This is a genomic window from Streptomyces sp. NPDC003032 (genome assembly GCF_053591415.1).
Window position 1 is genome coordinate 93,865 of record NZ_JBSFTT010000011.1, and the last position, 26,951, is coordinate 120,815.

Genomic DNA, 26,951 nt, shown 5'->3' on the forward strand with positions numbered 1-26,951 from the left:
CTCCTCATCGGCGGTCCTGCGGGGGGCCCTCGGAGCCGAGGTGGGCTTCCAGCTCGTCCACGTCCACGTGGTAGCGGGTGGACGAGGTGTCCGGGAGGTCTCCGACGCGCGTGTCCGGATCGGCGACGGCGGCGGCGAGCATGGTCGCGAAGGTCTCGATGCCCTGGACGACCGTGTCGTGGTCGAAGAGGTCGACGGCGTACTCGAACCGCCCGAAGGCGCCGAGCCTGCTGTCCCAGAGCGTCAGCGTGCTGTCGTAGAGGGAGGTCTGCGGGTCGGTGTCGATGGGGTTCAGCCGCAGCCCGGACATCTCGAACGGGTCGTTCCAGGGCAGGAAGAGGTAGCGGAGCCGGAACAGCGGCGTCCAGGAGATGTCGCGGTGCGGGGCCAGCCGGTCCACCAGCGACTGGTAGGGCGCCTCCGCGTGCGACAGCGCGCCCGACACCATCTGCCGTACGTCCGCGAGGGCGCTGCGGAAGGTCTGCTCGGGGCGCAGCCGGGTGCGCAGCAGCATCGGCCGCAGCAGCAGGCCCAGCAGGTTGTCCGGCGAGCGGTCACGGTTGGCGGTCGGGGAGCCGAGCACCAGGTCGCTCCCGCCGGTGGTCCGGCCCAGCGAGGCGGCCAGCGCGGTGTAGGCCGCCATGAACGGCGTGACGCGCGCGGCCCTGCTGAGCGCGTTCAGGCGGGCGGTGGTCTCGTCCGGGAACAGCATCCAGGCCCGGTGGCCGGCGAAGGACGGCACGGCCGGTCGCTCGCCCCGCAGCGACTCCTTGAGGGGGAAGGTCGCCGGGTCCGGCGCGCCCTCCAACTGCTTGCCCCAGTACGCCAGTTGGTCGTCGAGGAGTCCGTCGCGCAGCCGGGCGCGCTCCTGCTCCGCGAAGACGCGGTACGGGACGGACGGCGGCAGGTCGGCGGTGCGGCCCCGCAGCAGCTCCCCGTAGAGGGTGAAGAGCTCCTTCAGGAAGACGGTGAAGGAGACCCAGTCGGTGATCATGTGGTTCTTGACGGCCGCGAGCTGGAACTCCTCGTCGCCCAGCGTGATCAGGGCGAGCCGCATCGGCGGCAGTCCCGCGTCGAAGGGACGCCGGGCCAGCTCCGTACGGATGCCGCGCGCGGCGCGCACCCGCTCGGCCGGGGGTACGTCGGTGACGTCGAAGCGCTCCAGGGCCACCGGGAACTCGCCGGGCGCCCCGATCCGCTGGAAGGGCTCGCCGCTCGCCGACTCGTCGAAAGCGGTGCGCAGCACCTCGTGCCGGCCCACCACCGTGCGCAGCGCCTCCTCAAGGAGCGCGGGCCGCAGCGGGCCGCGGATGCGCAGCCCGGTGGTGACGTAGTTGGCGGGGCCGGGCGGAAGGGCCTTCTGCACCCGGTACATCCGCTCCTGGTCGATGCCGAGCGGGGCCGTGGTGACGGGGGCGGCGGCCGAGGGTGCCACGAGGGAGGCGGCGGAGCCGGTGGAGTCGGCGGCGGGCTCGGCCCGGTACGCCTCCTGCACACCCGCCAGCAGGTCGATGCTCCGCTGCGCCCGCTCCAACGGGACGCCGAAGTCCACCAGACAGGCCGCCTCGTCGACACCGGCCTCCGCGAGCCGGTCCAGCAGGGCGCGGACGGTCCGCGGCGAGCCGATCAGCGCCGTCTGGTGCGCGTAGCGCTCGTAGGCGAAGTCGAGCTGAGCCTCGATGTCTGCGCCGCCCGCGTTCGCGCCGGAGCCGTCGATCATGTCGCTCTGCTGCCCCAGGTAGCCGCGCAGATACTCGCGCAGCGGCTCGCGGCACCGCTCCCGCGCGGCGGCCGCGTCCTCCTCCAGATAGGTGTGCAGCATGACGCTGACCGTGCCGGTGCCGGGGTCGTGGCCGTGGGCGGCGCGCTCCTTGCGGTAGAGCGCGATGTTTGCGGCGAGCTGCTCCGTCTCCGTGCCGATGAGCCCGGTCAGGATGTTGGCGCCCAGCCGGCCGGCCTGCACATAGGTGTCGGCGTTGCCGGACGCGGTGATCCAGAAGGGGAGTTCGCGGGTCACGGGCCGGGGATGGAGCGTCGGTGTGATCTGCGTGCCCTCCGGGCCGGGGAGCGTCACCTCGTCGCCCCGCCACAGCTTCTGCACCAGCGGGATGGTGTCCCACGTGTACTGGCGCCGGTCCGCGTACTTCTCCGGGTCGATCACGAAGTCGGTGCCGTGCCAGCCGGTGGCGAAGGAGATGCCGGCCCGGCCGCCGGAGAGGTTGTCGATCACCGACCAGTCCTCGACCACCCGCACCGGGTGGTGCAGGGGCAGCACCAGGCTGCCCGCGCGGATCTGCACCCGCTCGGTGGCGGTGGCCAGTGCGGCGCCGAGCACGGAGGGGTTGGGGTAGATGCCGCCGAAGTCGTGGAAGTGCCGCTCGGGCGTCCACACCGCGGTGAACCCGAGCCGGTCGGCCTGGCGGGCCGTCTCCATCAGGAAGCGGTACGGCCGGTCCTTGTCCCCGGCCGTGTTGGCGAAGTAGAAGAGGCTGAACTCCAGCGGCCGCCGGGGTGGTCGCGCGGCGGCGGCCCGGCCGCGCAGCCGCTCGGTGAGCGCGGCCCGCTGCTCCGGGGACAGGGCGCTCAGCCGGTCCCGCAGCGCGCTCTTCGCGTCGTCGTTCGTGGGCGGGGTCATGCCTTCGCTCCTTCTGCTCCGTCGGCGCCGAGCAGCCGGACGAGCTCGTCCTCCGGCAGCCCTTCCAACTGGGCCAGCAGTTCGTCGAGTTCATCGGGCCCAGCGGACCCGGGGGGACCGGACCGCGTACCGCCGTCGCCGCCGCCGTCGATCAGCGCGGCCAGCTCGCAGACCTGCGGCGCCTCGAAGAGGTAGCGCACGGGGAAGTCGGTGTCCAGCTGCTTGCGCAGCCGGTGCACGAGTTCGGCGGCGAGCAGCGAGGTGCCGCCGAGGCCGAAGAAGTCGTCCTCCAAGGTGACGTCGTCCATGCCGAAGGCCTCGGCGAAGGCGGCCAGCACGATCGTCTCCGTGCGGCTGCCGGAACCGGCCGCGACAGGAGCGGCGGACGCCTCGCGCGCGGCCGTGGCGGCCTGCGCGTCGTTGCCGTCGGCGGCCACGGTCGGCGTCGCCTGCGCATGGGCCGGCGCGTCGAGCCAGTAGCGGTCCCGGGCGAACGGATAGCCGGGCAGCTCGAAGTGGCGCCGTTTCTCCCCTTCGTAGTACGCGTCCCAGTCGACCTCGGCCCCGGCCTCCCACGCCTGGCCGAGCGCGCCGAGCAGTTGGGCGGCGGGCTCCTCGCCGCCGGTCAGCGGGAGGGAGGCGACGGGCGCGTGCCGCAGCGTCCGCAGATGCCTGCGGGCCAGTTCCCCCATCCCCTTGCCCGCGCCGACCTCCACGAAGAGCGTGTCCTGCCGCGCCGCCAGCAGGTCCACCGCGGCGCCGAAGCGGACCGTGCCGCGCGCCTGCGCCGACCAGTACGCCGGATCGCGGGCCTGCTCCGCGGTGATCGGCTGCCCGGTCAGGCAGGACATGAACGGCAGCGACGGCTCCCGCAGACGCACGGCGCGCAGCTCACGCTCGAACGCGGCCAGCATCGGGTCCAGCATCGCCGAGTGGAAGGCGTGCGAGGTGTGCAGCAGCCGGCACTGCACGCCCTTCGCGGTCAGGGAGGCGCTCAGTTCCCCGACGGCCTCCGCGGTTCCGGACAGCACGCACTGGCGCGGCCCGTTGACCGCCGCGAGGTCCAGGTGCGCGGCCCGCGCGTGGGCGGCCGCCTCCTCCTCGGGCAGCGCCACGGCCAGCATGCTCCCGTGCGGCAGCGAGGCCATCAGACGGCCGCGGGCGGCCACGAGACGCAGCGCTTCGGGCAGGTCGAAGACCCCGGCCAGACAGGCGGCGACGTACTCGCCGATGCTGTGCCCGGCCATCGCCCGGGGAACGATCCCCCACTCCTGCCACTGCCGGGCCAGCGCGTACGAGAACGCGAACAGCGCGGGCTGGGCCATGTCGGTGCTGTTCAGCGCGGCCGCGTCGGCGCCCGGGTCGAGCAGTGGTTCGCGCAGCTCCACGCCCTCGCCCCGCAGCAGCTCCAGGCAGGCGTCCAGCTCCTCGCGGAAGCGGGGCGCCACCTTGTGCAGCCCCGCGGCCATGCCCGGACGCTGTGCGCCCTGCCCGGGGAAGAGGAACACGGGGGAGGGCGGCTCTGCGGCGACCCTGATCCGCCGGGTGTCCACGTCCCGCAGGCGGGCCCTCGCCTCCTCGGCGTCGGCGGCGACCACCGCGAGCCGGTGCGGCAGCAGCCGCCGCCCAACGGCCAGCGTGTGGGCCGCGTCCGCGAGGGGGTCCGCGGGCCCGTCCGGCCGGTCGAGCGCGTCGGCGACCCGCAGCCGCCACCGCTCCAGCGCTTCCTCGTCGACGGCCGACAGCACGAGCAGTTCGCGCTCGCGCGGGCTCGGCGTGCCGAAGGTGTCGGCGGAGTCCTTGCCGGGGGCCTCGGCGGGGGCCTGCTCCACCACCACGTGGGCGTTGGTGCCGCCGACACCGAAGGAGCTGACCCCGGCCCGCCGGGGGGTGTCCCCGGACGGCCAGACGGTGCTCTTCACGGGCACGTAGAAGGGGGAGTCCTCCAGTTCGATGAGTGGGTTGGGCTTCTCGAAGTACGGGGCGGCCGGGATGATCCCGTCCCGGACGGCCAGCGCCGCCCGGATCAGCCCGGCCACGCCGGCCGCGGCGTCCAGATGCCCGATGGTGGCCTTGGCCGAGCCCAGCGCGACGCGCCTGCCCGCCCACGCGTCCTTGTCGGCCGCGCCGTAGGCGCTGCGCAGCGCCTCGATCTCGATGGGGTCGCCGATCCGGGTGCCGGTGCCGTGCGTCTCGACGTACCCGACGGTGTGCGGCTCCACGTCGCCCAGCATCATCGCGTCGCGGACCGCGGTGGCCTGGCCCTCGACGCTTGGCGCCGTGAAGCCGACCTTGGCGGCGCCGTCGTTGTTGATGGCCGAGCCGCGGATCACGGCGTAGACGCGGCGGCCCTCGGCCACGGCGTCGTCGTACCGCTGGAGCAGCACCGCGCCCGCGCCGCTGCCGCCGACCGTGCCCTCCGCGCGGTGGTCGAACGGGCGGCAGCGGCCGTCGGGGGAGCCGATGCTGCCTTCCTTGTAGAGGTAGCCGACGCGGTGCGGCAGCTCGATGGTGGAGCCGCCCGCCAGGGCGATGTCGCTCTCGTGGGAGAGCAGGCTCTGCACGGCCAGGTGGACGGCGACCAGCGAGGCGGAGCAGGCGGTCTGCACGCTGACCGCGGGCCCGCGCAGCCCGAGCCGGTAACTGGCGGCGGTGGCGAGGAAGTCCTTGTCGTTGAGGATGCGCCCCTCGAGCATGTTGAGCGAACCGCCGAGCGCGGGCACGGCGTTCAGCCACAGATAGCGGGTCATGCCGGCGGCGGCGAACACGGCGGCGCGCTCGCGGTAGCGGTCCGGGTCGCAGCCGCCGTCCTCCAGCGCCTGCCAGGCGCACTCCAGGAAGATCCGCACCTGCGGGTCCATCAGCCGGGCCTCGCGCGGCGTGTAGCCGAACGCCTTGGCGTCGAACCGGTCGTGGTCCGCGAGCGGGACGCCGGACCGGACGTAGTCCGGGTCGTCCACCAGCGCGGGGTCCTCGCCCGCGGCGATCAGCTCGTCGCGGCCGTACTCCACGACCGCGTCGGTGCCCGCCACCGCGTTCTGCCAGAACGCGGGGATGCTGTCGCTGCCGGGGAAGCGCCCCGCCATGCCGACGATCGCGATCAGGTCTTCGGTGTCCATCGTGCCTGTGGTGCCTGTCGTGTCTGTCGTTTCTGCCGTGTCCGTCTGCTCGGCCATGTGTCCCCCGTCAGCCATCTGTCCCCGCCTTCCTGCGCCGGTGGAACCGGCTTCGGGCCTTGCGCCGCTGGTCCTGGTCCTTGCCGTCCGCGTCGTCCGCCGGACCCGGGCCGGTCTCCTCGTACGCCGTTCCCGCGTCGCCCATGTGCGCGGCGAGCGCGGCGACGGTCGGGTACGCGAACAGCTCCACCAGGCGGGGCGCGGTGATGCCGCCACCCAGCTCGGCGAGGCGTGCGTGCACCCGGATGAGCAGCAGGGAGTTGCCTCCCGCGTCGAAGAAGTTCTCGTGGACGCCGATCCGCTCCACCCCGAGCACCGAGCACCACACGGCGGCCAGCCGCTGTTCCAGTTCGTTGCGGGGCGGCACCTGGGCGACGTCCGCCCCCGCCGCCGCGGTCTGTGGCCGTGCCGGTGCGGCGGCCAGTGCCCTGCGGTCCACCTTGCCGTTCGGGGTGAGCGGGAAGGCGGTCACGGCGGTGAGGCGGTCCGGGACCATGTAGCCGGGCAGGCCGCGCGACAGGTGCTCGCGGAGCCGGTCCAGGTCGGGCGGGTCGCCGACCGGGGTGGCGGCGGGCAGCTCGGCGTCGGACAGGCCGGGCCTGCGGCCGTAGACGATGCCCACTTCCAGCTCGTCGAGGATCGTGCGGGTTGCGGTCTCGAAGCCGTACTTCTCCAGCACCGCCAGGACCTCGTCCCGCCGGTCGTTGCCCTCGATCTCGACGGCGACCTGCCGCACCCGCCGCCAGTCGGCGTCGTCGAGCCCGGCGAGCACGTCCAGCTCGGCCCGCTCCACGTCGACCTTGAGCAGGCCGATGTCCTCCAGGCGGTGTTCGGCGATCAGTTCGCGCAGGGTGGTGAGCCGGCAGCTGAACCGCTCGTTGCGGTACTGGTCGGCGAGGAAGTCCTCGACGTCCGCCGCGTCCGCCGTCGGCATGAGCACCGCCGCCCGCTTGCGGTCGGCCTCCGGGTCGGCGTAGCGGCCGGACAGGCCGGTCAGCGCCGGGTAGTAGGTGAACTCCGCCGTGCCGGGGGTGTCGGACAGGCCCGCGTCGACGAGGACCGCGTCGATGCCGTTGGCCCGTACGGTGCGGCTCAGCCGGTCGAAGGTCGGCGGGATCGGCTCGACGGAGACGATCCGCGCCGGCCGGCAACTGCGGTGCACCCACAAGGTGGTGCCGCCCACGTTGGCGCCCGCGTCGAGGACGGTCATGCCGTCCCACAGCCGCAGGAAGCCGTCGCCCAGATAGTCGCCGTCCTCGAAGATCTCCTTGTGGATCTCGGCGGCGGCCCGGTGGTCCCCGGTGGCGACCACGCCGCCGAAGGGCAGCGGGATCAGCTCGGGGTCGCCGCCCTCCGCGGCGGTGACGGCGGCGCCCCGGGAGCGTATCCACCCGGCGAGCGCCGCGCGGTCCCCCTCGCCGACGACGCCGACGACCGCCCGGTCCACTCCGGGGAAGGCCTCGATGTGCGCCTCGATCTCACCGAGTTCGATGCGCCGCCCGCGCAGCTTGACCTGGTCGTCGAGGCGTCCGCGGTACTCCAGGGTCCCGTCGGGGCGCAGCACCGCGAGGTCGCCGGTGCGGTACAGCCGGGCGCCGGGCGGTCCGAACGGGTCCGGCACGAAGCGTTCCGCGGTCAGGTCCGGGCGCCGCCAGTAGCCGCGCACCACGCTGTCCCCGCCGATCAGCAGCTCGCCCGGGGTGCCCACCGGCACCGGCTCGCCCTCCGCGTCCACCAGGTGGAAGCGGGTGTTGGCGACGGGCCGCCCGATCGGCGGCGGGCCGTCTCCCGTCACCGGATGCGTGCTGGACCAGATGGTGGTCTCGGTGGGCCCGTACATGTTGAGGACCCGGCCGAGGAGCACGTCGGAGAGCCGGCCCGCGAGCGCGGCGGGGAAGGCCTCGCCGCCGATCACCAGCTGCTCCAGCTTCCCCAGTGTCGCGAGGCCCGCGTCCGTCTCGGCCAGCGCGAGCGCCAGCGACGGCGTGCACTGGAGGTGCGTCACGCCGTGCCGGGCCAGCTGGGCGAGCGCCGACTGGTCCTCCTGGGGGCCCTGGTCACCGACCGCGGCCGCCCAGCGGGCCCGCAGCACGTCCAGTTGGGGCAGCGACGACAACACCTGCTCCGGGTCGATGCCGAAGTCGACCAGGCAGGCGATCTCGTCGACCCCGGAGGCCGCGATCCGCTCGACCATCGGCCCGCAGGACTCGGGCGAGCCGATGAGGCCCGCCTCGTCGGCGAACCGGTCGTAGTAGCGCTCCAGGAGGACGTCCAGCTCCTCCTGCGGCAGCGCCTCGATGTCCGCCGCGTCCTCGCCGCTGAGCAGCCGCTTCACCAGCCCCAGCGAGCTGCGCAGATAGTCGACGAACGGCTTCCTGGCCCGCTCCCGTACCGCTTGGGCGTCGCTGTCGACCGCCGTGTGCACCATCAGCGCCACCCGGCCGCGGCCGGGGTGACCGGCCTCGTCCCACGCCTTGCGGTACCGCGCCACCTTCTCCGCCAGCTCCTCCAGGCTCTGGCCCAGCAGATGGGTGAGGAGGTGCACGCCCGCGCGGCCCGCCGCCTCGAAGGTGGCCACGTCGCCGGAGGACGTGAGCCAGGCGGGCAGTTCGCCGCGTGCCGGACGCGGGTAGGACGCCACCTCGATGGTGGCCCCCGCGCCGTTGACCCGCTGGACCTTCTCACCGCGCCACAGCGCGCGGACGGTGTCCATGCCCTCCATGAGGACCCGCTTGCGGTCGGCGTGATGGTCGGGGGCGAGCACGAAGTCGTCGGCCAGCCAGCCGGAGGCGAAGGACACCTCCGCCCGGCCGCCGGAGATCCCGTCGACCACCGCCCACTCCTCGGCGACCCGCAGCGGGTCCTGGAGCGGCAGCACCACGCTGCCCGCGCGGACGGCGATCCGCCGGGTCACCGCGGCGACGGCGGCGCCGGTCACGGACGGGTTCGGGTAGAGCCCCCCGAAGGGGTTGAAGTGCCGCTCGGGCGTCCACACCCCGGCGAAGCCGTGCTCGTCGGCGAACTTCGCGCCTTCGAGCAGCAGCCGGTACGGCTCGGGGCCCTGGTCGCCCTCCGCGCTGGCGAAGTAGAACAGGCTGAAGTCCACCGAGGGGCGCGGCGCGGACCGCTCCTCGCCCTGGAGTACGACGGTGACGCCGCGGGCCAGCGTCCACAGCAGTTCGAGACCGGCGATGTCGAACGAGATGCTGGTGGTCGCCAGCCACACCGAGCCCTCGGCCGCGGTGATGTGCTCGTCCATCGCGTGCAGGAAGTTGGTGAGGGCGCGGTGCGGCACCGTGACGCCCTTGGGGGTGCCGGTGGAGCCGGAGGTGTAGATGACGTACGCCGGATTCTCCGGCAGCACCCCGGAGGTGACGGGCCGCTCGTCGGTGAGGCCGTCGTCCCCGTCGAGCGGCTCCACGCCGGTCAGGACGATGGCGGCCCCGGAGTCGCCGAGCATCTGCTGTCGGCGCCGCTCGGGGTAGTCGGGGTCCACCGGCACATAGCCGGCGCCCGTCTTCAGCACCGCGAGCAGGGCGACCGGCAGGTCCTCGGTGCGGCGCATCGCCACGGCGACCAGCTGCTCGGGACCCGCGCCCCGCGCGACCAGCGACCGGGCGAGCCGGTCGGACCGGGAGTCGAGTTCGGCGTAGCTGAGCCGGACGCCGCCGTGCACCACGGCGGTGGCGTCCGGGGTGCGCCGGGCCTGCTCGGCGATCCGCTCGTGCACCAGTTCGGTGCGGGGGAATTCCCGTGCGGTGTCGTTGAGCCGCCGGACCGTCTCGGCGTCGGCGTCGGTGGCCAGCGGCAGCCGCGCGACCGGCGTCCCGGGCCGGTCGAGGGCGCCGGCCAGCAGGGTCCTCAGCTGTCCGGCGAACCGCTCGATCGTGGCGGCGTCGAACAGGTCGGTGTTGTACTCGATCACCCCGGTGGCGCCGGACGCGTGCCGCTCCACCGTCAGGATCAGATCGAGCGGGACCGTGCCGCTGTCGACCGGCAGTTGCTCGACGTCCAGGCCGGGCAGGCGCAGCGTGCGCCCGTCGGTCTCGTACCACGCGAACATCAGCTGGACGATGGGGGAGTGGCTGAGCTGGCGGGACGGCTGGAGGTCGTCGACCAGCTTCTCGAAGGGCACTTCGGCGTACGGATAACAGGCGAGGGCGTCCGCCCCCACCCGGTCGACCAGCTCGCCGAACGACAGGGCGCCGTCCACCTGACTGCGTATCGCCAGCGTGTTGGTGAAGGACCCCACCACCCGCTCCAGGGCGGGATCGGGCCGGTCGGTCACCGGCGTGCCGACGATCAGGTCGTCGCGCCCGGTGCTGCGGTGCACGAACGCCAGGAACCCGGCGAGCATGGTCATGAACGGCGTGGCCCCGCGCTCGGCGCCGAACCGGATGAGCGCCGAGGTCAGTTCCTCGCCCAGCTCGAACCGGTGGGTGGCCCCCGCGTAGCTCTGCACGGCGGGGCGGGTGCGGTCGGCGGGGAGTTCGAGCAGTTCGGGGACGCCCGCGAGGTGTTCGCGCCAGAAGCCGAGGCCCTCGTCCAGGGCCGGTCCCGCCAGCTGCTCGCGCTGCCACGTCGAGTAGTCGGCGTAATGGAGGGCGGGTTCCTCGGGAAGCTCCTCGCCGCTGTAGCGCGCGCTCAGTTCCTCGGCGATGAGCTCCATCGACGCCCCGTCGGCGACGATGTGGTGCACGACGAGGAGCAGCGCGTGATCCTCGGCGCCGAGCCGTACGAGCACCGCGCGCAGCAGCGGCGCACGGCCCAGGTCCATGGGGCGGGACATCGCGGTCCGCAGCAGCGAGGGCAGCTCCTCCTCGGTGCCTTCCACTCGCTCCAGCACGACGTCGGCGGAGTCCTCCACCACCTGGAAGGCGCTCCCCGCCACCTCGGCGAAGCGGGTGCGGAGCGCCTCGTGGCGGGCCACGACGGCGGCCAGGGCCGAGGTCAGCGCGGCCTCGTCCAGCGTGCCGCGCAGCCGCACCGCCACATGCACCAGGGGGGACGCCTCGTCGGGCGCGATCTGCGCCAGGAACCAGAAGCGCTCCTGCGCGAAGGACATTCGGGCACTGCGTATCTCCGACATGGGTTAGATCTCCTCCGCTCTGTCTTCGGTCGCTCTGTCTTCGGTGACCAGTTCGGCCAGGGTGCGGCGCACCGCGGGGCGCAGCGGCGCGGCGCCGGACAGCGGCCCCTCGCGCCGTGCGCCGGGCCGGGCGGCCGTGGCCAGGGCCGCGGCCAGAGCTGTGTCCACGGCGGCCGCCAGGTCGCCGAGGGTCTCCTGCTGGAGGACCAGCGGGAGCAGGGTGGGCACCGGGAGCGAGCGGGCCTTGGAGAGCCTGCGGGCGAGCCGGGCCGCCTTCAGGGAGTCGCCGCCCAGCTGGAAGAACTTGTCCTGCGCGGTCAGTTCCCGGATGTTCAGCAGCTCGCCCACCAGCTCCGCGACGAGCCGCTCGGTCCCGGTCCGCGGGGCGCGGCCGCGTGGCGTGCGCAGCTCGCCGGGGTCGGGCAGCCGGTCGGGTTCGAGCTTGCCGTTCGGCGACAGCGGCAGCTCGGGCAGGACCACGAACCGGCCCGGCACCAAGGACTGCGGCAGGGCCGCGGTCAGGAAGCCGCGCAGCTCGTCGAGGTCGAAGCCGTCCGCGTCCGGCACCTCCAGGTAGCCGACCAGGCCGCCTTCGTACGCCCGTACGTGGGCGGCGTTGACCGCGGGATGACGCTCGGCCACGGCCTCGATCTCACCGGGCTCCACCCGCAGCCCGTTCAGCTTGATCTGCTTGTCGCCGCGGCCCGCGAAGACCAGCTCACCGTCGGCCCGGCGGTACGCCAGGTCCCCGGTCCGGTACATGCGGGTGCCGGGCGGGCCCAGGGGGTCGGGGCGGAACCGGTCGGCGGTCTGCGCCGGGTCGCCGAGATAGCCGCGGGCCAGGCCCTCACCGGCGATCCACAGCTCTCCCGTGACGCCCGCGGGGACGGGGGCGCCCGCCGGGTCCAGCACGTGCAGCCGTACGTTCTGCAGGGCCCGGCCGATGGGCAGGCTCTCCGCACCGGACAGTTCCTCGGGAAGAGGCACCGGCACGGGATACATGCTGGCGCTGACGCTCGCCTCGGTCGGGCCGTAGGCGTTGACGACCAGGCAGTCCTCGCGCAGCCGCCCGGACAGCTGCCGGTAGGCCTCGACGGAGACCGCCTCCGCGCCGACGCTGATGCCGCGCAGTTCGAGTCCGGACCGGCGGGCCGCCTCGGGGACCATGTACGGCGCGAGGAACGTGCTCTCGATGCGGTGCTCGATCAGCCAGTCCAGATGGTCCTCGGGCGTGGTGCGGGCCCGGTCGGGCGCCAGATGCACCTCGGCGCCGCGGGCGAGGGCGGGGAACATCGCGTAGACCGAGGCGTCGAAGCTGAAGCTCGCCCACACCGCGGCCCGGCAGCCCCGGGGGACCAGCGCGTCGTAATGGGGGTCGGTGATGAGGTTGACGACCCCGGCGTGCGGGATGAGGACGCCCTTGGGTCTGCCGGTGGAGCCCGAGGTGTAGATGACGTACGCGGGACTGCGCGGGTCGACCGGCGTGCGCGGGTCGTCGCCGGGGAGTTCCCCGGTGTCCGGCAGCGCTCCGGAGAGGACCACGGCCGCCTTCGAGTGCGTGAGCATGAACTCCCGCCGCTCCCGCGGATAGGTGGGGTCCACCGGGAGGTAGGCGCCGCCCGCCTTGAGCGTGGCGAGGATCGCGACCGGCATGTCCAGGCCGCGTTCGAGCGACAGGGCGACGATCCGCTCCGGGCCGACGCCCTGGGCGGTCAGATGGCGGGCGAGCCGGTTGGCGCGTGTGTTCAGCTCGGCGTAGCTCAGCCGGTCGCCCTCGTGGACGAGCGCGGTGGCGTCGGGGGTGCGCCGGGCCTGCTCCTCCACGACCTCGTGCAGCAGTCGCGGGGCGCCCGGAGTGAGGTCCTTGGCGGTGGCGTTGAGCTGCCGCAGCCCTTCGTGCTCCGGCGCGGTGAGCAGCGGCAGCGCGGAGAGCGGGGTCCGTGGCGCACGGACCGCACCGCGCACCAGGGTGGTCAGATGTCCGGTCAGCCGGTCGACGCTTCGCTCGTCGAAGAGGTCCGTGCTGTAGATGACGGCCCCCGCGATCGTGCCGTCGGGCCGCCGCTCCAGCGTGAACGTCAGGTCGAACTGGGTGGCGCGGAAGTCCGACGGCAGCGGCTCGCGCTCGACTCCGGGCAGCGTGAGCCCTTCGCCCGGCATGGTGTGCAGCGAGAAGAGCACCTGGACCAGCGGGCTGTGGCTGAGGCTGCGCGAAGGAGCCAGCTCCGCCGTCAGCCGCTCGAAAGGGATCTCCTGGTGGGTGAAGGCCGACAGCGAGGTCTCCCGCACCCGGCCGAGCAGCTCGGTGAAGGTCGGGTCACCGCCCAGCGACGTACGGAGCGCCAGGGTGTTGACCAGGAAGCCGACCACCCGGTCCAGCTCCGGCCGCAGCCGGCCGGCGACCGGTGAGCCGACGACGAGGTCGTCGAGGCCGGTGTAGCGGTGCAGCACCGCCTTGACGCCGCTGAGCAGCACCATGAACAGGCTGGCCTCGTGCTCCCTGGCCAGCTCGTCCAGGTCGGTGACCAGCTCGGCGGGCAGGGTGAAGTGGTGGGTGGCACCGCGGAAGGACTGCACGGCGGGGCGCGGCCGGTCGGTGGGCAGCGGCAGCAACTCGGGCGCCCCGGCCAACCGCTGGCGCCAGTAGTCAAGTTGGCCGACAAGGCCCTTGTCGGCCCCCTCTGCCCGCTCCTCGGTCCGCCCCTGGGCCGCTTCCGCGCCCTCCAGCCGCCCGCGCTGCCACTGCGCGAAGTCGCGGTAGCCCACAGCGGGTTCGGCCGGCAGCGGACGGCCCGCGTACAGCGCGCTCAAGTCCTCGAAGAGGACACGCAGCGACGCGGCGTCGGCGACGATCTCGTGCACGGTGAGCTGCAGTACGTGATCCTCCTCGCCCAGCGGCACCAGCAGGACGCGCAGCAGCGGCGCGCTGCTCAGGTCGAAGGGGCGGTACGCCTCCTCGTCGAGCGTGCTCCGCAGCCCCGCCTCGTCCCCGGGGCGGTGCGCCGGGGCCGTACGCAGCTCCAGCCGGACCTCGTCGGCGACGACCGCGAGCCGCGCTTCCCCGGTGCTGTCGTAGGAGGTGCGCAGCGCGTCGTGCCGCGCCGCGAGGGCGCTCAGCGCGCGGCGCAGCGCCTCGGTGTCCAGCGGGCCGCGCAGCCGGTAGGCGAAGGCGTTGTTGTACGCGGTGTTGCCCGGCTTCAGCTCGTCCAGGAAGAGGAACTGCTCCTCGCCGAAGGAGGGCAGGCCCCGCGCCGGATCGTCCCTGCGGGGCACCGTCGGCAGCTTCGCGGGGCCCTCGCGGTCCGCCCCGGCCCGCCGGACGGCCTCGGCCAGCTGGGCCACCGTCCGCCCCTCGAACATCAGCCGCATCGGCAGCTCGACGCCGTACGCCTCACGGATGCGCGCGACCACCTGGGTGGCGATCAGGGAGTGACCGCCCAGATCGAAGAAGTTCCGGTCGTTGGCGACCTCGTCGACGCCCAGGGCCTCGGCCCAGATCGCGGCGATCGCCTCCTCGGCGGAGTCCCGGGTGCGACCCCCGGACCGCTCCGCCCGCGCGTCGTCCGTCGCGGCGCGCACCGCGGGGGCGGGGAGCGCGGCGCGGTCGGCCTTGCCGTTGGGAGTCAGCGGAACGCGGTCCAGTACGACAAGCGCGCTCGGCACGAGCTGGGCGGGGAGCCTTCCGCGGATGAACTCACGTACGGCATCGGGGAGTTCTCCAGCAGGCTCGGCAGGATCGGCCGGCACCACATAGCCGACAAGCCGCCGGTCGCCCGGCCGGTCCTCGCGCACGGTGGCGACGGCCGCGATCACCGCCGGGTGCGCCCGCAGCGCCTCCTCGACCTCGCCCAGCTCGATCCGGAAGCCGCGGATCTTCACCTGGCCGTCGAGCCTGCCGCCGAACTCCATGACGCCGTCCGGGCGCCGGGTCACCCGGTCCCCGCTGCGGTACATCCGCGCCCCGCCACCCGCGAAGGGGTCCGGCAGGAAGGAGGCGGCGGTGCGGTCGGGGCGGCGCCAGTAGCCGTACGAGACTCCGGTGCCGCCGATGTACAGCTCGCCCGGGGTGCCGTCGGGGACCGGCTCCAACCGCTCGTCCAGTACGTACAACAGTGTCTGGTCGATCGCGGTGCCGATCGGGACGCCGTCGGCCCCGGCCGGGAGCGCGGCCGTGTCGTAGACGGCGGAGAAGGTGCTGGCCTCGGTCGGGCCGTAGCCGCTGAGGAGGCGGCCGCCCGGCGGCAGGTGCTCGCGGGCGGCGCGGACGCTGCCGGGGTCGGCCGCCTCGCCGCCGATGACCAGCTGCGGCACGGTGGCGAAGGCCGCCGGTTCGTTCCGGATCACCTCGTTGAAGAGGGAGGTCGTGACGAACACCGTGCTGAGCCGCTGCTCCCGGACGAACTGCCCCAGGTGACGGGGTGAGGTCATCACGTCCCGCTCGATGCTCACCAGGCAGGCGCCGTTGAGCAGCGCCATCCACATCTCCAGCACGCTGGCGTCGAAGGAGAGGTTGCCGCCGAAGCCGACCCGGTCCTCGGGCGTCAGCCGCAGGTAGCAGGTGTCCACGACCAGCCTGATGATGGCCTTCTGGGTCGTCAGCACACCCTTGGGGCGGCCCGTCGAGCCGGAGGTGTACATCATGCAGGCGGGCTGGGCCGCCGACTGGAGGCCGGGGCGCCCGGCGCCGCACGCCGCGATCAGTTCGGCGTCGCTGTCCAGCCGCACCACGGGGGTGTTCTCCAGCGGCAGCAACTTGTCGTGCGGCCGACGGGTGACGACGAGGTCGAGCCCGGCGTCCCCGGCCATCCAGGCGAGCCGCTCGGCCGGGTACGACACGTCCAACGGCACGGAGACGGCACCGCACTTGAGCGCGGCCAGCGTGGCCACCACCATGTCCGACCGCCGGTCGGTGCACACACCCACGAAGGCTCCCGGCCGCACCCCTCGGTCGATCAGATGGGCGGCCAGTCGATTCGCGCGGACGTCGAGCTGCGCGTAACTCCACTCCCGGGCATCGAACATGACGGCCGCCCGCTCTGGTGCGGAATCGGCGTGATTCTCGAAAATGCCCGCGAGAGTGGGCAGTTGAGCCCGAAACATAACATCCGTCCGTTCGTTGCGTATTGGAGCAGCCGGTGTTTGAAGAGGGATGCTTTCAGGCCGCGTTCACGAGATCAAGATCTGGACTTCGGGGCTTGAACAATGCATGATCTCGGACCAGACGGGAGGGGGGTAATGGCTCCCCGAATGCCGTACATCCCCACCCATGGAGGACGCGTGTGACCAGTGCGGACACTTCCGAGCAGGCCGATACGCGACTTGACCGACCTCTGCTGGTGCTGGGCGCTCTCATGGCCGTCGGCACGTTCGCGGCGGCTCTGGACGCGACAATCGTGTCGTTGGCCCTGAACAGTATTCGTTCGGAATTCAACACTCCGATTGACACGATCCAATGGATTATCACGGGCTATTTGCTGGGAATCGCCACCGTTATCCCGGTAACCGGCTGGGCCGTCGACCGTTTCGGTGCCCGGACCATGTGGCTCACGGCGATGGGGATTTTCCTCGGCGCCTCACTGCTGTGCGGAATTGCTTGGTCCGCTCCCTCTCTGATCATCTCCCGGGTGCTCCAGGGGTTCGGCGGCGGCATGATCGTGCCCATCGCCCAGGCGGTCCTCGCCCGCGCGGCGGGCCCCTCCCGGGTCGGCCGGATCATGGCCCTGGTGACCATCCCCACCCAGTTCGCCTCGGTCATCGGACCGACCCTGGGCGGCATCCTGGTGGAGACGACGACCTGGCGCTGGATCTTCTACCTCAACCTGCCCATCTGCCTGATCGCCGGCGTACTGGCCGCCCGGCTGCTCCCGCCCGACGAGCCGCAGCGCGAGGCCCGCCTCGACCTCAGAGGACTGCTGCTGCTCTCTCCCGGCCTCGCCCTGCTGGTCTTCGGCGTCTCCAGGGTCGCCGACGGCGCGACCGCGGTACTGGTCCCGGTCGCGGCCGGAGCCGTACTCCTGACGGGATACGTCGTGCACGCCCGGCGCACCCCGCACCCTCCGGTCATCGACCTACGGCTTTTCGCCACCCGCTGGTTCCGCACGCTGGCCGGAATCATGCTGGTGTACGGCGCCTTCTTCTTCGGCGCGGTCTATCTCTTCCCCCTCTACTTCCAGCAGGCCAGGGGCCACACCGCGCTGGAGGCCGGCCTGGAGGTGGCGCCGCAGGGCATCGGCATGCTGCTGATGCTCTTCCTGGGCGGCTCGCTGGCCGACAAGCTGGGCCCCCGGCCCGCGATGCTGGCGGGCCTCGGCGTGCTGGCGGCCGGGACGCTCGTCTACACCCAGCTGCCCGCCGATCCGCCGATGTGGCTGCTGCTGACCGCACTGGCCGTGCGCGGCGCGGGCGTGGGGCTCTGCGTCGGCCCGCTGATGGCCGCCGTCTTCCAGGGCGGACTGCCGAAGGCGTCCATACCACGGGCCACCACCGCCGTGAACATCCTGCAGCGCGTGGGCGGTTCGCTCGGCACGGCCCTGTTCGCCGTGGTGCTGACGAGCCAGGCGGGTCAGCAGCAGGACGCCACGCCCACGGACTTCAGCCACACCTTCTGGTGGGTCGCGGGCCTGATCGTCCTGGCCCTGGCGCTCACCCTGACACTGCCCCGCGGACACCCCGCCGCGGCGGCGGCGGACGACTGACGCCGACCGCCTGGACGGACCCGCCGGGCGCCCCCTGGTGTACGTACCAGATCACCGGGACGCTCCGGCCGTTCATCAGCGTACGCGTCGTGGGGCCCTCCGCCGGGACGTACCCGGCGGAGCCCAGCGCCCGGCGGCTCGCCGCGTTCTCCGCCTCGGTGGCCGCGACCGGCCGCGACCGGCGCCAGGACGGGAGGCGTCCAGCGGATCGTGGGGTGCAGGCCCGACAGCATGGTGTCGAGCCCTGACAGGCAAGACCATGATCGGCCGGAACGTCCGTACGCGGGCGTCCCCTCAGCGGCCCCGGCGCACCTGTGCCGCCTTGCGGGCCTCCGCGAGCTTGCGGGCCTCGCCGGTCTTGCGGGACTTGCCGCCGGTGGTGCGGGAGGCGTCCTTGCTGGTGCCGAGGCCACGGAAGGGGGCGTTGGTGTTCTTGGGGCGGGGTGTGGCGGGACCGTCGAGGGGGGTGCCGGAGGGGGTCTTGGCCCCGGTGATCCGGCTCAGCTCCGCCTCGCCCGAGCGCACCTTGGTGACGGTCGGCTCGATGCCGGCCTCGGCCATCACCCGGGTCACCTCGCGGCGCTGGCCCGACAGCGCCAGTGTGACGACGCTGCCGGACTCGCCCGCCCGGGCGGTGCGGCCCGCGCGGTGGAGATAGTCCTTGGGGTCGGTCGGCGGGTCGACGTTGACGACGAGGTCGAGGTCGTCGACGTGCAGGCCCCGGGCCGCGACGTTCGTCGCCACCAGGACGGTGACCTGGCCGCTCTTGAACTGCGCCAGGGTCCGCGTGCGCTGCGGCTGGGACTTGCCGCTGTGCAGGGCCGCCGCGTGCACCCCGTTGGCCCGCAGATGCCGGTTGAGCTGGTCGACGGCGTGCTTGGTGTCCAGGAACAGCAGTACGCGGCCGTCGCGGGCGGCGATCTCCGTGGTGACGGCGTACCGGTCGGGGCCGTGGACGATCAGCAGATGGTGGTCCATCGTCGTGACCGCGCCCGCGGACGGGTCGACGGAGTGCACGACCGGGTCGTGGAGGTAGCGCCGGACCAGGTCGTCGACGTCGCGGTCCAAGGTGGCCGAGAACAGCATCCGCTGCCCGTCGGGGCGCACCTGGTCGAGCACCTCGGTGACCTGCGGCAGGAAGCCCAGATCACACATCTGGTCGGCCTCGTCGAGGACGGTGATCCGTACCCGCCCGAGGCGGCAGGCCTTGCGTTCGATGAGGTCGTGCAGACGGCCGGGCGTGGCGACGACGACCTCGGCGCCGTCGCGCAGCTCGGCGATCTGCCGGCCGATCGACATGCCGCCGACGACCGCGGCCATCCGCAGCCGCAGCGCGTCGGCGTACGGCGTGAGCGCCTCGGTGACCTGCTGGGCCAGCTCCCGGGTGGGCACCAGGACCAGGGCGAGCGGCTGCTTCGGCTCCGCGCGCCGCCCCGCCGTCCGCGCGAGCAGCGGCAGACCAAAGGCGAGCGTCTTGCCCGAACCGGTGCGCCCGCGCCCCAGGACGTCGCGCCCCGCGAGGGCGCTGGGCAGCGTGGCGGCCTGGATGGGGAAGGGCTCGCGCACATCGAGCCGGGTGAGCGTCCGCAGGATCCCGGCCGGCAGTTCCAGCTCGGCGAAGGAGGCGATCGGCGGCACGGTGGGCGACACGGCCGGGGCGAGGTCGCCGTCCGAGGTGTCGGGGCGGTCCGAGTGGTGATCCATGAAAAGCCTTCCGCAGAGGAACGTACCGAGGAAGGCCCGGCCGGCGCGTGCGCGCAAACGGTTGAGAATAACACAGAGTGACGGTCCGCCGGGCGCGGAGTCCTGGCCCTGACCGCGCTGCCCGGATGCCGGCGTACGCCATGGTCGGATCGACCTCAGGCCGTACGCGGACCCAAAGCGCGGCGACAGTGTCCTCGCGCGTCACGGCCGGACTCACGGTGACATCGAAGGCCTCTTCCAGTCCGGCGAGCACCGCCATGGCCTTGAGAGAGGTGCCGCCCAGGTCGGCGGGGCGGCCCCGGTCGGTGAAGGAGGTCTCCGGGAGCGCCGGCACCCGATCCCATGCGCCGCGCACGACCTTCCGCACCTCCTGCAGGACGAGTCTCCCTGGCGGCCGGGCCCACGACAGTCCCTCGGCGCAGTCAGGACGTGGCCGGCCGGGAGTCGGCCTACGCTGGTCCCATGCGGCTGCTGCTGACCTCCGACACGCATGTGCCCGCCCGGGCGAAGAGGCTGCCGGACGCCCTGCTGGCAGGCATCGACGAGGCGGACGTGGTGATCCACGCCGGGGACTGGATCGACGAGGCCACGCTCGACCTGTTCGAGTCCAGGTCGCGTCGGCTGATCGGCGTGTTCGGCAACAACGACGGCCCGCCGCTGCGCCGACGGCTCCCCGAGGTCGCACGCGCGGAGCTGGCCGGGCTCCGGTTCGGTGTCGTGCACGAGACCGGAGCGGCCACCGGTCGCGAGCGCCGGTGCGCTCAACGCTTCCCCGACCTGGACGTGCTCGTGTTCGGCCACAGCCATATCCCCTGGGACACCCGAGCTCCCGGCGGCCCGAGACTGCTCAACCCCGGCTCTCCCACCGACCGCAGACGCCAGCCCTTCTGTACGTTCCTCACCCTGACCGTCTCGGACGGCGCCCTGCACGACGTGACGCTGCACCGGCTGCCGCCGCGCTGAAGCCGGCTCAGTAGCGGTGGCCGGGCCAGTGCGTGTCCTCCCAGCGAGCGGGACCGGTGAGCCCTACGAGCCGTATCCGGTGCAGCAGTTCCTCGGGGACACCGTGGGCCCGAAGCCGCGCCGGGGCGTGCCGGACCAGCCAGTCCGCGAGCTCGGCGCGCAGGATGTCCTCGTCCTCCCAGGCCCGCCACGGGAGTTGGTCCCCCAGCAGGTCGTACTCCCAGAGGGCGGCCGTTTCGGCGAGTTCGGCGAGGGTGGCCGCCCACCAGGCGTGCAGGAACTCCCACACCACCACGGTCTGGCGCGCGGGCCACAGCCGCCACTTGCCACGAGCGAACGAACGCCCGACCTCTCCCATGTCGAACAGGGGCTCCACGCGGCCGCTGACCAACGCCCTGGCCTCGGGGTGACTCCGGGCGGCTTCCGCCGACCGAAGATCACAACGTTACCCCTCAAGGATGCAGGGCGCCCCACGTGGCGGAGTCCACGATGCCCGTGACCGGCAGGGAGAACTGGCGCTGCAAGTGTTCGACCGACGCCTTGGTGACCTCTTCGAAGACGCCGGTCTTGGGGACGTTCACGTAGCGGTAGACGTCGTTGAGGATGCACTGGAGGTGCCGCACGGCCTCTCCCGTGCTGCCCATCTGGAGGGTCGTGTGCCCGCCCAGATACATGCACAGGCGCCATTCGGTGCCCGTCGCGCTTTCGGCGGCCTCGGGGTGGGCCCCTCCGTGAGGGTCAGTGAAACCGAGGGTGGCGGTCGACGGCGGCGCGCTCCCGGGGGCGCGGGCGGCGACGGGGCCCGCGGCGGACATCGCCAGCGCGGTGGCGGCCACGGCCACCCCGGCGGCCGTTCGGATCGTACGTCTCGTCTTCATCGGGGACTCCTCACAGCTCGGTGCATGACAGTTCGGGATGAGGCGGGAGCGCTCAGTACCAGGGGCAGCGCGGCAGCCCGGCGACCGGGTGCGACATGGTGGAGGGGATCTGGACGACCTCCGCGGGGACGTTGCCCCAGCCCTTGATGGTGGGCAGCTCGCCCACCTGGTCGCCCTGCGTGTAGTACCAGACGTTGTTGCCCTGGGTGTCCTTGGGGCCGATGGTGTAGCAGGTGAACCAGGACGGCGAGAGGCGCAGCCATCCGGTGATCGGCGCATCGAACGTGGGCCTGCCGTACACGTCCGACTCCAAGTTGTCGCAGTACAGCGCCTTGGTGAACGTGTTGCCGATGGTGTCGCGCATGACGAGGCCCTCCTGAAGGGAACAGGTGGCTCGCTCTCCGGCGCTCGCGGGGGTGGCCGCCAACGGCAGACACAGCAGGGCGCCGACGGTGGCGGCGACGGCGACGGCGGTCGCACGGGGCGAGGTGCGGGGGAGGAACGGTCTCCTTTTCACGGCGTACTCCTGATCGGTCGTCACGGGCGGAGAGAGGGGGAAGCGGAAGGTCACGCCCAGGAGCACTTGGCCAGGCCGGGGAAGGGATGCTGGGGCGCCTTGACCGCGACCGCCGGCATGTAGCCCCACGCCTTGACTTTCGGGGACGTCACGATCTGGTCGCCCTGGGTGTAGTACCAGATGTTGTTGCCCATGTAGTCGGAGCCCTCCTTCCAGCACACGAACCACCGCGGACTGAAGAGCATCTTGCCCACCACCGGGCTGGTCGAGCGCGACTGGATGCGCACCGAGCCCGGGGTGAGATCGCACCACATGTCCCCGGTGAAGTTCATCCCGGTCCAGTCCACATGCGGCTCACCGGGCCGCAGCCAGCACGCCGGATCGGCTTCGGCCGCCGCGGAGGCGGGCGCGGTGAGCGCCCCGCACATCAGCGCGGCGGCGGCCAGCGGGCCCGCGGCATCCCGCAGGCGACGCAGCCGACGCAGCCGGCTCCTGGGTCTTCCACTCATGGTGCGTACACCCCTCGTCTCGGTCGGCCATCGTCCTGGCCGACCCTCGTCTCGGCCGGCCCGGTCCGTCCCTTACTGGCGGTACGGGGCCGATGGTGGCCGCGCGTCCTGACGCGCCGCTGACGAACCGGCCCTCCCGCATCCGCCCCGCGTCCGCCCGCGTTGTGTCAGGCTCACGTCAGCCCCTTGTGTAAATCTCCGCTCCCACCGGCCCACCCAAGGGGAACCCATGCGAAGACCCGGTCACGGACGTACGCACGCCGCGCTGCTCGCCGTCGTCACCCTCCTGCTCGCGCTGACGGGCGTGCAAGGAACGGCCGGCGCGGCCCAGGCCGCGCCGGAGGACATCAACATCATCGCCACCCACAGCGGCATGTGCCTCGAAGCCGGCACCGCCACCGAGGGCGAGGTGATCACCCAACGCCGGTGCGCCGGACGCAAGAACGCGCTGTGGACGCTGAAGTCCTCGGCCCTGGGCGGTGGTTCGTACCAGATCGTCAACGTGTACAGCGGCAAGTGCGCCGCGGTCGAGAACTCCAGCACCACGGCCGGCGCCCTCGTCCGGCAGCAGACCTGCGGCAATCAGCCCGGCGCGAGCTTCACCTTCACCGAGGCCGACGGCGGGGTCTGGATCCAGCCCAAGACCGTCTCCGCGTCCCCGCTGTGCCTGGAGGTCAGCGGCTCCTCCACCGCCGACGGCGCGCAGCTGCGCCAGTGGGGCTGCGATCGCCAGCCCGGAGCCGTCTTCACGCAGGAGCGCTACCAGGGCCCCACGCTGGGCTGGGCGAAGATCCGTCCGGCGAGCGCGCCCTCCCTGTGCGTCACCGAAGGCCGCGACCGCAAGGGCCTCTACCACAGCGCCGTCGCCGTCCAGCGTTCGTGCGCCCAGGCCGTCCCGCCCCGCACCTACCTCGAAGAGGTCGGCACGGGCCGCTACCGCATCCAATGGCACCACCCCGAGTTCGGCATCGGCTGTCTGGCCGTCATGGACGGGGGCCCGGTCCCCGGCATGCTCGAACCGTGGGACGCCTGCGCCGCCGCCACGGTGTTCCTGGTCGAACCGGTCGAGACCCCGGCGCCGGGCGGATTCCGCGTCCGCGACGCGAACACGGGCCAGTGCCTGGGCATGGTGGGCGGCGGCACCGCGGAGGGCGTCGAGGTCATGCGCCAGACGTGTACGTCAGCTCTCTCCCAGGAGTTCTTCATCGACGCGGAGTGAGCGAGCGGGCCTGCGCCGTACGGCGCCCGACGACCGTGCCCAGAACCCGCCCGAGGGGAAAGCAGCCCGGCTGCCGAGAGCCGTAGCTGTTCAGCGGGTTGACGCCGAGGAGCACGAGCCGGCCCGGAGGCCCGACAGGGCCCGCCGTACGGTGCAGGCCCGGCACGCGGTGCAGGCCCGGCACGCGGTGCAGGCCCTTCGTACGGTCCAGGCCCGCCGTACGGTGCAGGGCCCGCCGTACGGTGCAGGGCCCGCCGTGCGGTGCAGGGCCCGTCGTGCGGTCCAGTCCCGCCGTACGGTGCAGGCCCGCCGTACGGTCCAGGCCGGGACGCGGGGCAGTGGGCGCCGGCTCGCCCGGGGCCGCCGCCACGCGTTTGATGATCCACCGCCGGGCCGTCACCGCACGGGGAGAAGCCGCGCGGCCCCCCGACGGCAGCGGCCAACTCGCCCTCCGTGCCGGGGACTCCAGTACGACCATCCGCCCCGCCCCGCCACGATCCGCCCGTCGCGGTGTACGAGGACCTGGGCGCCGTCCCCCGTACACCGGCGCCTTGCCGCTGCATCGCACGGTGACGCGGACCACCGAGTACCGCAGCAGCGCGGCGACGCCCGCCAGGCCGAGCGCGGCGGCGGGCACGGCCCAACCCCGCGGCGCCTCACCGCGGGCCCGCTTCCTCGACGCCGGGCCGGTCTCCGCCGCCCCCGCCGCCCGGTAGCCGGACGCCTGGAGGACGAACAGCCGCGCGTGCTCCCGTCCGGCGCCATCAGGGCATCGTGGCCGCCCCGTTCGACGATCCGCCCCGCCGCGAGCACCACGATCACGTCGGCGTCCCTGACCGAGTCGAGCCGAGCCGGTGGGAGATCGCATGCTGGTCCGGCCGCGCCCGTGAGTCCGCAGCGCCTCCTGGATCTCCGCCTCCGCCTGCGCGTCGAGCCCGGAGGCCGGTTCGTCGAGGACCATCAGATCCCGCTCGTCGCGCGGGAACGCGCGGGCCGGCGCCAGTCGTTGCCGCTTTCCTGCTGGTCCGGATGTTCGTGTCGCGCACGCCTCTCCGAGGAAAGGGACAGGGGCCTGACAGCGGCGGCCCGTGGGGCCTGCCGCTGCGTCAGCGACCGTCACCCGCTCCGTTCACGCCGTCTGTTCGGGGGCGATCTCCGCGATCAGACCCTCCACGAGGGTCCTGATCTCGTCGCGGATGGGGCGGACGGCCGAGACGCCCTGGCCCGCCGGGTCTTCGAGCCGCCAGTCGAGGTAGCGCTTGCCCGGGAAGACCGGACAGGCGTCGCCGCAGCCCATCGTGATGCAGACGTCCGACTCCCTGACCGCGTCGACGGTCAGCATCTTCGGGGTCTCGGCCGAGATGTCGATGCCCACCTCGCGCATGGCCTCGACCGCGGCGGGGTTCACCTCCGCGCCCGGGTCCGATCCCGCCGAGCGGACCTCCACGCGGTCACCGGCCAGGTGGGTCAGCCAGGCGGCGGCCATCTGGGAGCGGCCGGCGTTGTGGACGCAGACGAACAGGACGGAAGGCTTCTCGGGCATCTGAGGTCTCTCTCGCTTGTCGCGCACGGGCGCACCACGTTGTCGCGCACGGTCGCATCACTGGACGCTGATGTGAAAGTATCAGCCCATGATGACATCAGTCGGCACTGAACTGATCCGGGTCATCGCCGACCCGCTGAGGCTTCGGATCGTGACCCTGCTCGCCCGCGAGACGCTGTGCACCACGCACCTCGTGGCGGAGACCGGCGCCCGGCAGACGAACCTCTCCAACCATCTGCGCGTCCTCCGCGAGGCCGGCGTGGTGGAGACGGAGCCGTGCGGCCGCTTCACCTACTACAAGCTGAGGCCCGAGGTCATCGAGGCACTCGCGGCGACCTTCGGCGACCTCGCCGAGACCGCGCGCACCACCATCGAGACGAACCGAAAGCGATCCTGCTGATGACCGCGACCGACCGCGGTGCCACCGGCGCCACCAGTACCACGGGTGCCACCGCCAGTACCACCGACCCTACCGGCACCACCTCGCCGCCCCAGGCCGGCAAGGACGCCTCGATCGTCGCCAAGCTGTCGACGCTGGACCGCTACCTCGCGGTGTGGATCCTGCTCGCGATGGCCGTCGGGATCGGCCTCGGTCGCCTCGTCCCCGGCCTCGACGGCACTCTCGCCGAGGTCGAGATCGGCGGTATCTCCCTGCCGATCGCCGTCGGCCTGCTGGTCATGATGTACCCGGTCCTCGCCAAGGTCCGCTACGACCGGCTCGACGCCGTCACCGGCGACCGCAGGCTCATGGTGTCGTCGCTGGTCATCAACTGGATCATCGGCCCGGCCGTGATGTTCGCGCTGGCCTGGATCTTCCTGCCGGACCTGCCCGAGTACCGCACCGGGCTCATCGTCGTCGGCCTCGCCCGCTGTATCGCCATGGTCATCATCTGGAACGACCTGGCCTGCGGCGACCGGGAGGCCGCCGCCGTCCTGGTCGCCCTGAACTCCGTCTTCCAGGTGATCGCCTTCGGCCTCCTGGGCTGGCTCTACCTCGATCTGCTGCCGAAGTGGCTCGGCCTCGGCGACGGTGAGCACCTCGACATCTCCATGTGGAAGATCGCCCTGAACGTCGTCATCTTCCTCGGCGTCCCGCTCGTCGCCGGATTCCTCACCCGCCGCGTCGGCGAGAAGAGGCTGGGCCGCGGGAAGTACGAGTCCGGCTTCCTGCCCAGGATCGGCCCGTGGGCCCTCTACGGTCTGCTCTTCACGATCGTCGTCCTCTTCGCCCTCCAGGGAAAGACGATCACCTCGCAGCCACTGGACGTGGCCCGCATCGCGCTGCCGCTCCTGGTCTACTTCGCCGTCATGTTCTTCGGCACCTTCCTGCTCGGCAAGGGGCTCGGCCTCGCCTACGACCGCACCGCGACGCTGGCGTTCACCGCGGCGGGCAACAACTTCGAGCTGGCCATCGCCGTCGCCATCGCCACCTTCGGCGTGACGTCCGGCCAGGCCCTGTCCGGCGTCGTCGGACCGCTCATCGAGGTCCCGGTCCTCATCGGGCTCGTGTACGTGTCGCTGGCCTGGCGCAAGAAGTTCCCGGCTGTCAGGCGGTGACGCGGCCCAGCATGTGCCCCATCGCCGCGAGCACGGACGGCTCGACGCGGTAGTACACCCAGGTCCCGCGCCGCTCGGAGGTGAGCAGACCGGCTTCCTTCAGCTTCTTCAGGTGATGGGACACGGTCGGCTGGGAGACCCCGACATCGGAGATGTCGCACACGCAGGCCTCCCCGCCCTCGTGCGAGGCGACCAGCGAGAACAGCCGTAGCCGGACCGGGTCGCCGAGCGCCTTGAACATCGCGGCCGTCCGCACCGCCTCCTCGGCGGTGAGCGGGCGCTCCGTCAGGGGCGGGCAGCAGGGCTCGACGCCCGGTTCCAGCAGCGGCAACGCCTTGGCATTCGACATGCGTCTATGTTGACACACGTCAAATCAGAGAGGATCGCCGAGTGTCGGCGGAACCGTTGAATAGATGCATGTCTATGTTGACGAATGTCGAAACAGGCGTCATGCTGGCCGCACGCC

At 72.7% G+C, this 26,951-nt stretch carries 18 protein-coding genes and 1 pseudogene; 6 read left to right on the forward strand and 13 right to left on the reverse strand.

The window, feature by feature from the left end; translation table 11 throughout:
* Positions 1–4: 4 nt before the first annotated feature.
* From ACWDZ7_RS17710 to ACWDZ7_RS17725, 4 genes are all read right to left on the reverse strand, one after another.
* Entirely contained in the window at positions 5–2,635 is a 2,631-nt protein-coding gene (locus ACWDZ7_RS17710; RefSeq protein WP_451797884.1) for a MupA/Atu3671 family FMN-dependent luciferase-like monooxygenase, read from the reverse strand.
* Positions 2,632–5,754, reverse strand: a complete 3,123-nt coding sequence (locus tag ACWDZ7_RS17715) for a type I polyketide synthase (protein ID WP_451797885.1) — start codon at positions 5,752–5,754, stop codon at positions 2,632–2,634. Before ACWDZ7_RS17715 ends, ACWDZ7_RS17710 begins: the two co-directional genes overlap by 4 nt.
* Before the next feature lie 67 nt (positions 5,755–5,821).
* The gene (locus ACWDZ7_RS17720) at positions 5,822–10,900 is read right to left on the reverse strand and encodes a MupA/Atu3671 family FMN-dependent luciferase-like monooxygenase (RefSeq protein ID WP_451797886.1); all 5,079 of its coding nucleotides are present in this window, start codon (positions 10,898–10,900) and stop codon (positions 5,822–5,824) included.
* Positions 10,901–10,903: 3 nt separating this feature from the next.
* Positions 10,904–16,000, reverse strand: coding sequence for an amino acid adenylation domain-containing protein (locus tag ACWDZ7_RS17725; RefSeq protein WP_451797887.1), 5,097 nt, complete (start codon positions 15,998–16,000; stop codon positions 10,904–10,906).
* A 251-nt stretch (positions 16,001–16,251) separates the two neighbouring features.
* Between ACWDZ7_RS17725 and ACWDZ7_RS17730 the strand changes: the two genes are divergently transcribed.
* Positions 16,252–17,595 carry an MDR family MFS transporter gene (locus tag ACWDZ7_RS17730; RefSeq protein ID WP_451798103.1) on the forward strand — a complete coding sequence of 448 codons (1,344 nt, stop codon included), beginning with the start codon at positions 16,252–16,254 and terminating at the stop codon, positions 17,593–17,595.
* Between the two features lie 294 nt (positions 17,596–17,889).
* On the opposite strand, the gene ACWDZ7_RS17735 is transcribed toward ACWDZ7_RS17730, so the two are convergent.
* Both ACWDZ7_RS17735 and ACWDZ7_RS17740 read right to left on the reverse strand, forming a co-directional pair.
* A complete protein-coding gene (locus tag ACWDZ7_RS17735; protein WP_451798105.1) occupies positions 17,890–19,299 on the reverse strand; it encodes a DEAD/DEAH box helicase in 1,410 nt (469 codons plus the stop codon).
* A gap of 238 nt (positions 19,300–19,537) precedes the next feature.
* Positions 19,538–19,666: pseudogene (locus ACWDZ7_RS17740) on the reverse strand (hypothetical protein); the annotation flags it as partial.
* 95 nt (positions 19,667–19,761) lie between these two features.
* Here ACWDZ7_RS17740 and ACWDZ7_RS17745 point away from each other — a divergent pair.
* The gene (locus ACWDZ7_RS17745; RefSeq protein ID WP_451797889.1) at positions 19,762–20,262 is read left to right on the forward strand and encodes a metallophosphoesterase family protein; all 501 of its coding nucleotides are present in this window, start codon (positions 19,762–19,764) and stop codon (positions 20,260–20,262) included.
* Between the two features lie 7 nt (positions 20,263–20,269).
* Here ACWDZ7_RS17745 and ACWDZ7_RS17750 read toward each other — a convergent pair whose 3' ends face one another.
* From ACWDZ7_RS17750 to ACWDZ7_RS17765, 4 genes are all read right to left on the reverse strand, one after another.
* Positions 20,270–20,620, reverse strand: a complete 351-nt coding sequence (locus ACWDZ7_RS17750) for a hypothetical protein (RefSeq protein ID WP_451797890.1) — start codon at positions 20,618–20,620, stop codon at positions 20,270–20,272.
* Between the two features lie 94 nt (positions 20,621–20,714).
* Complete coding sequence (locus ACWDZ7_RS17755) at positions 20,715–21,140, reverse strand: peptidoglycan-binding domain-containing protein (RefSeq protein WP_451797891.1); 426 nt, start codon at positions 21,138–21,140, stop codon at positions 20,715–20,717.
* Between the two features lie 52 nt (positions 21,141–21,192).
* The gene (locus ACWDZ7_RS17760; protein ID WP_451797893.1) at positions 21,193–21,657 is read right to left on the reverse strand and encodes a hypothetical protein; all 465 of its coding nucleotides are present in this window, start codon (positions 21,655–21,657) and stop codon (positions 21,193–21,195) included.
* A gap of 50 nt (positions 21,658–21,707) precedes the next feature.
* Positions 21,708–22,166, reverse strand: coding sequence for a hypothetical protein (locus tag ACWDZ7_RS17765; protein ID WP_451797894.1), 459 nt, complete (start codon positions 22,164–22,166; stop codon positions 21,708–21,710).
* A 229-nt stretch (positions 22,167–22,395) separates the two neighbouring features.
* Here ACWDZ7_RS17765 and ACWDZ7_RS17770 point away from each other — a divergent pair, with 229 nt between their 5' ends.
* Complete coding sequence (locus ACWDZ7_RS17770; protein WP_451797895.1) at positions 22,396–23,385, forward strand: RICIN domain-containing protein; 990 nt, start codon at positions 22,396–22,398, stop codon at positions 23,383–23,385.
* On the opposite strand, the gene ACWDZ7_RS17775 is transcribed toward ACWDZ7_RS17770, so the two are convergent.
* Positions 23,369–23,755, reverse strand: a complete 387-nt coding sequence (locus ACWDZ7_RS17775; protein ID WP_451797896.1) for a hypothetical protein — start codon at positions 23,753–23,755, stop codon at positions 23,369–23,371. The two genes, ACWDZ7_RS17770 and ACWDZ7_RS17775, sit on opposite strands and share 17 nt — an antisense overlap.
* 181 nt (positions 23,756–23,936) lie before the next feature.
* Here ACWDZ7_RS17775 and ACWDZ7_RS17780 point away from each other — a divergent pair, with 181 nt between their 5' ends.
* The gene (locus ACWDZ7_RS17780; RefSeq protein WP_451797898.1) at positions 23,937–24,101 is read left to right on the forward strand and encodes a hypothetical protein; all 165 of its coding nucleotides are present in this window, start codon (positions 23,937–23,939) and stop codon (positions 24,099–24,101) included.
* A gap of 413 nt (positions 24,102–24,514) precedes the next feature.
* Here the strand turns inward: ACWDZ7_RS17780 and ACWDZ7_RS17785 are convergent, their stop codons facing one another.
* Positions 24,515–24,928: an arsenate reductase ArsC gene (locus ACWDZ7_RS17785; protein WP_451797900.1), complete on the reverse strand. Its 414-nt coding sequence runs from the start codon at positions 24,926–24,928 to the stop codon at positions 24,515–24,517.
* Between the two features lie 88 nt (positions 24,929–25,016).
* On the opposite strand from ACWDZ7_RS17785, the gene ACWDZ7_RS17790 reads away from it, so the two are divergent.
* Both ACWDZ7_RS17790 and arsB read left to right on the forward strand, forming a co-directional pair.
* Positions 25,017–25,328 (forward strand): ArsR/SmtB family transcription factor, encoded by a 312-nt coding sequence (locus ACWDZ7_RS17790; RefSeq protein ID WP_451797902.1) that lies wholly within the window; start codon positions 25,017–25,019, stop codon positions 25,326–25,328.
* Complete coding sequence (arsB, locus tag ACWDZ7_RS17795) at positions 25,328–26,485, forward strand: ACR3 family arsenite efflux transporter (RefSeq protein WP_451797903.1); 1,158 nt, start codon at positions 25,328–25,330, stop codon at positions 26,483–26,485. The genes ACWDZ7_RS17790 and arsB overlap by 1 nt, the downstream gene beginning before the upstream one ends.
* On the opposite strand, the gene ACWDZ7_RS17800 is transcribed toward arsB, so the two are convergent.
* Positions 26,475–26,834, reverse strand: coding sequence for an ArsR/SmtB family transcription factor (locus ACWDZ7_RS17800; RefSeq protein ID WP_451797904.1), 360 nt, complete (start codon positions 26,832–26,834; stop codon positions 26,475–26,477). The genes arsB and ACWDZ7_RS17800 overlap by 11 nt on opposite strands.
* Positions 26,835–26,951 lie beyond the last annotated feature (117 nt).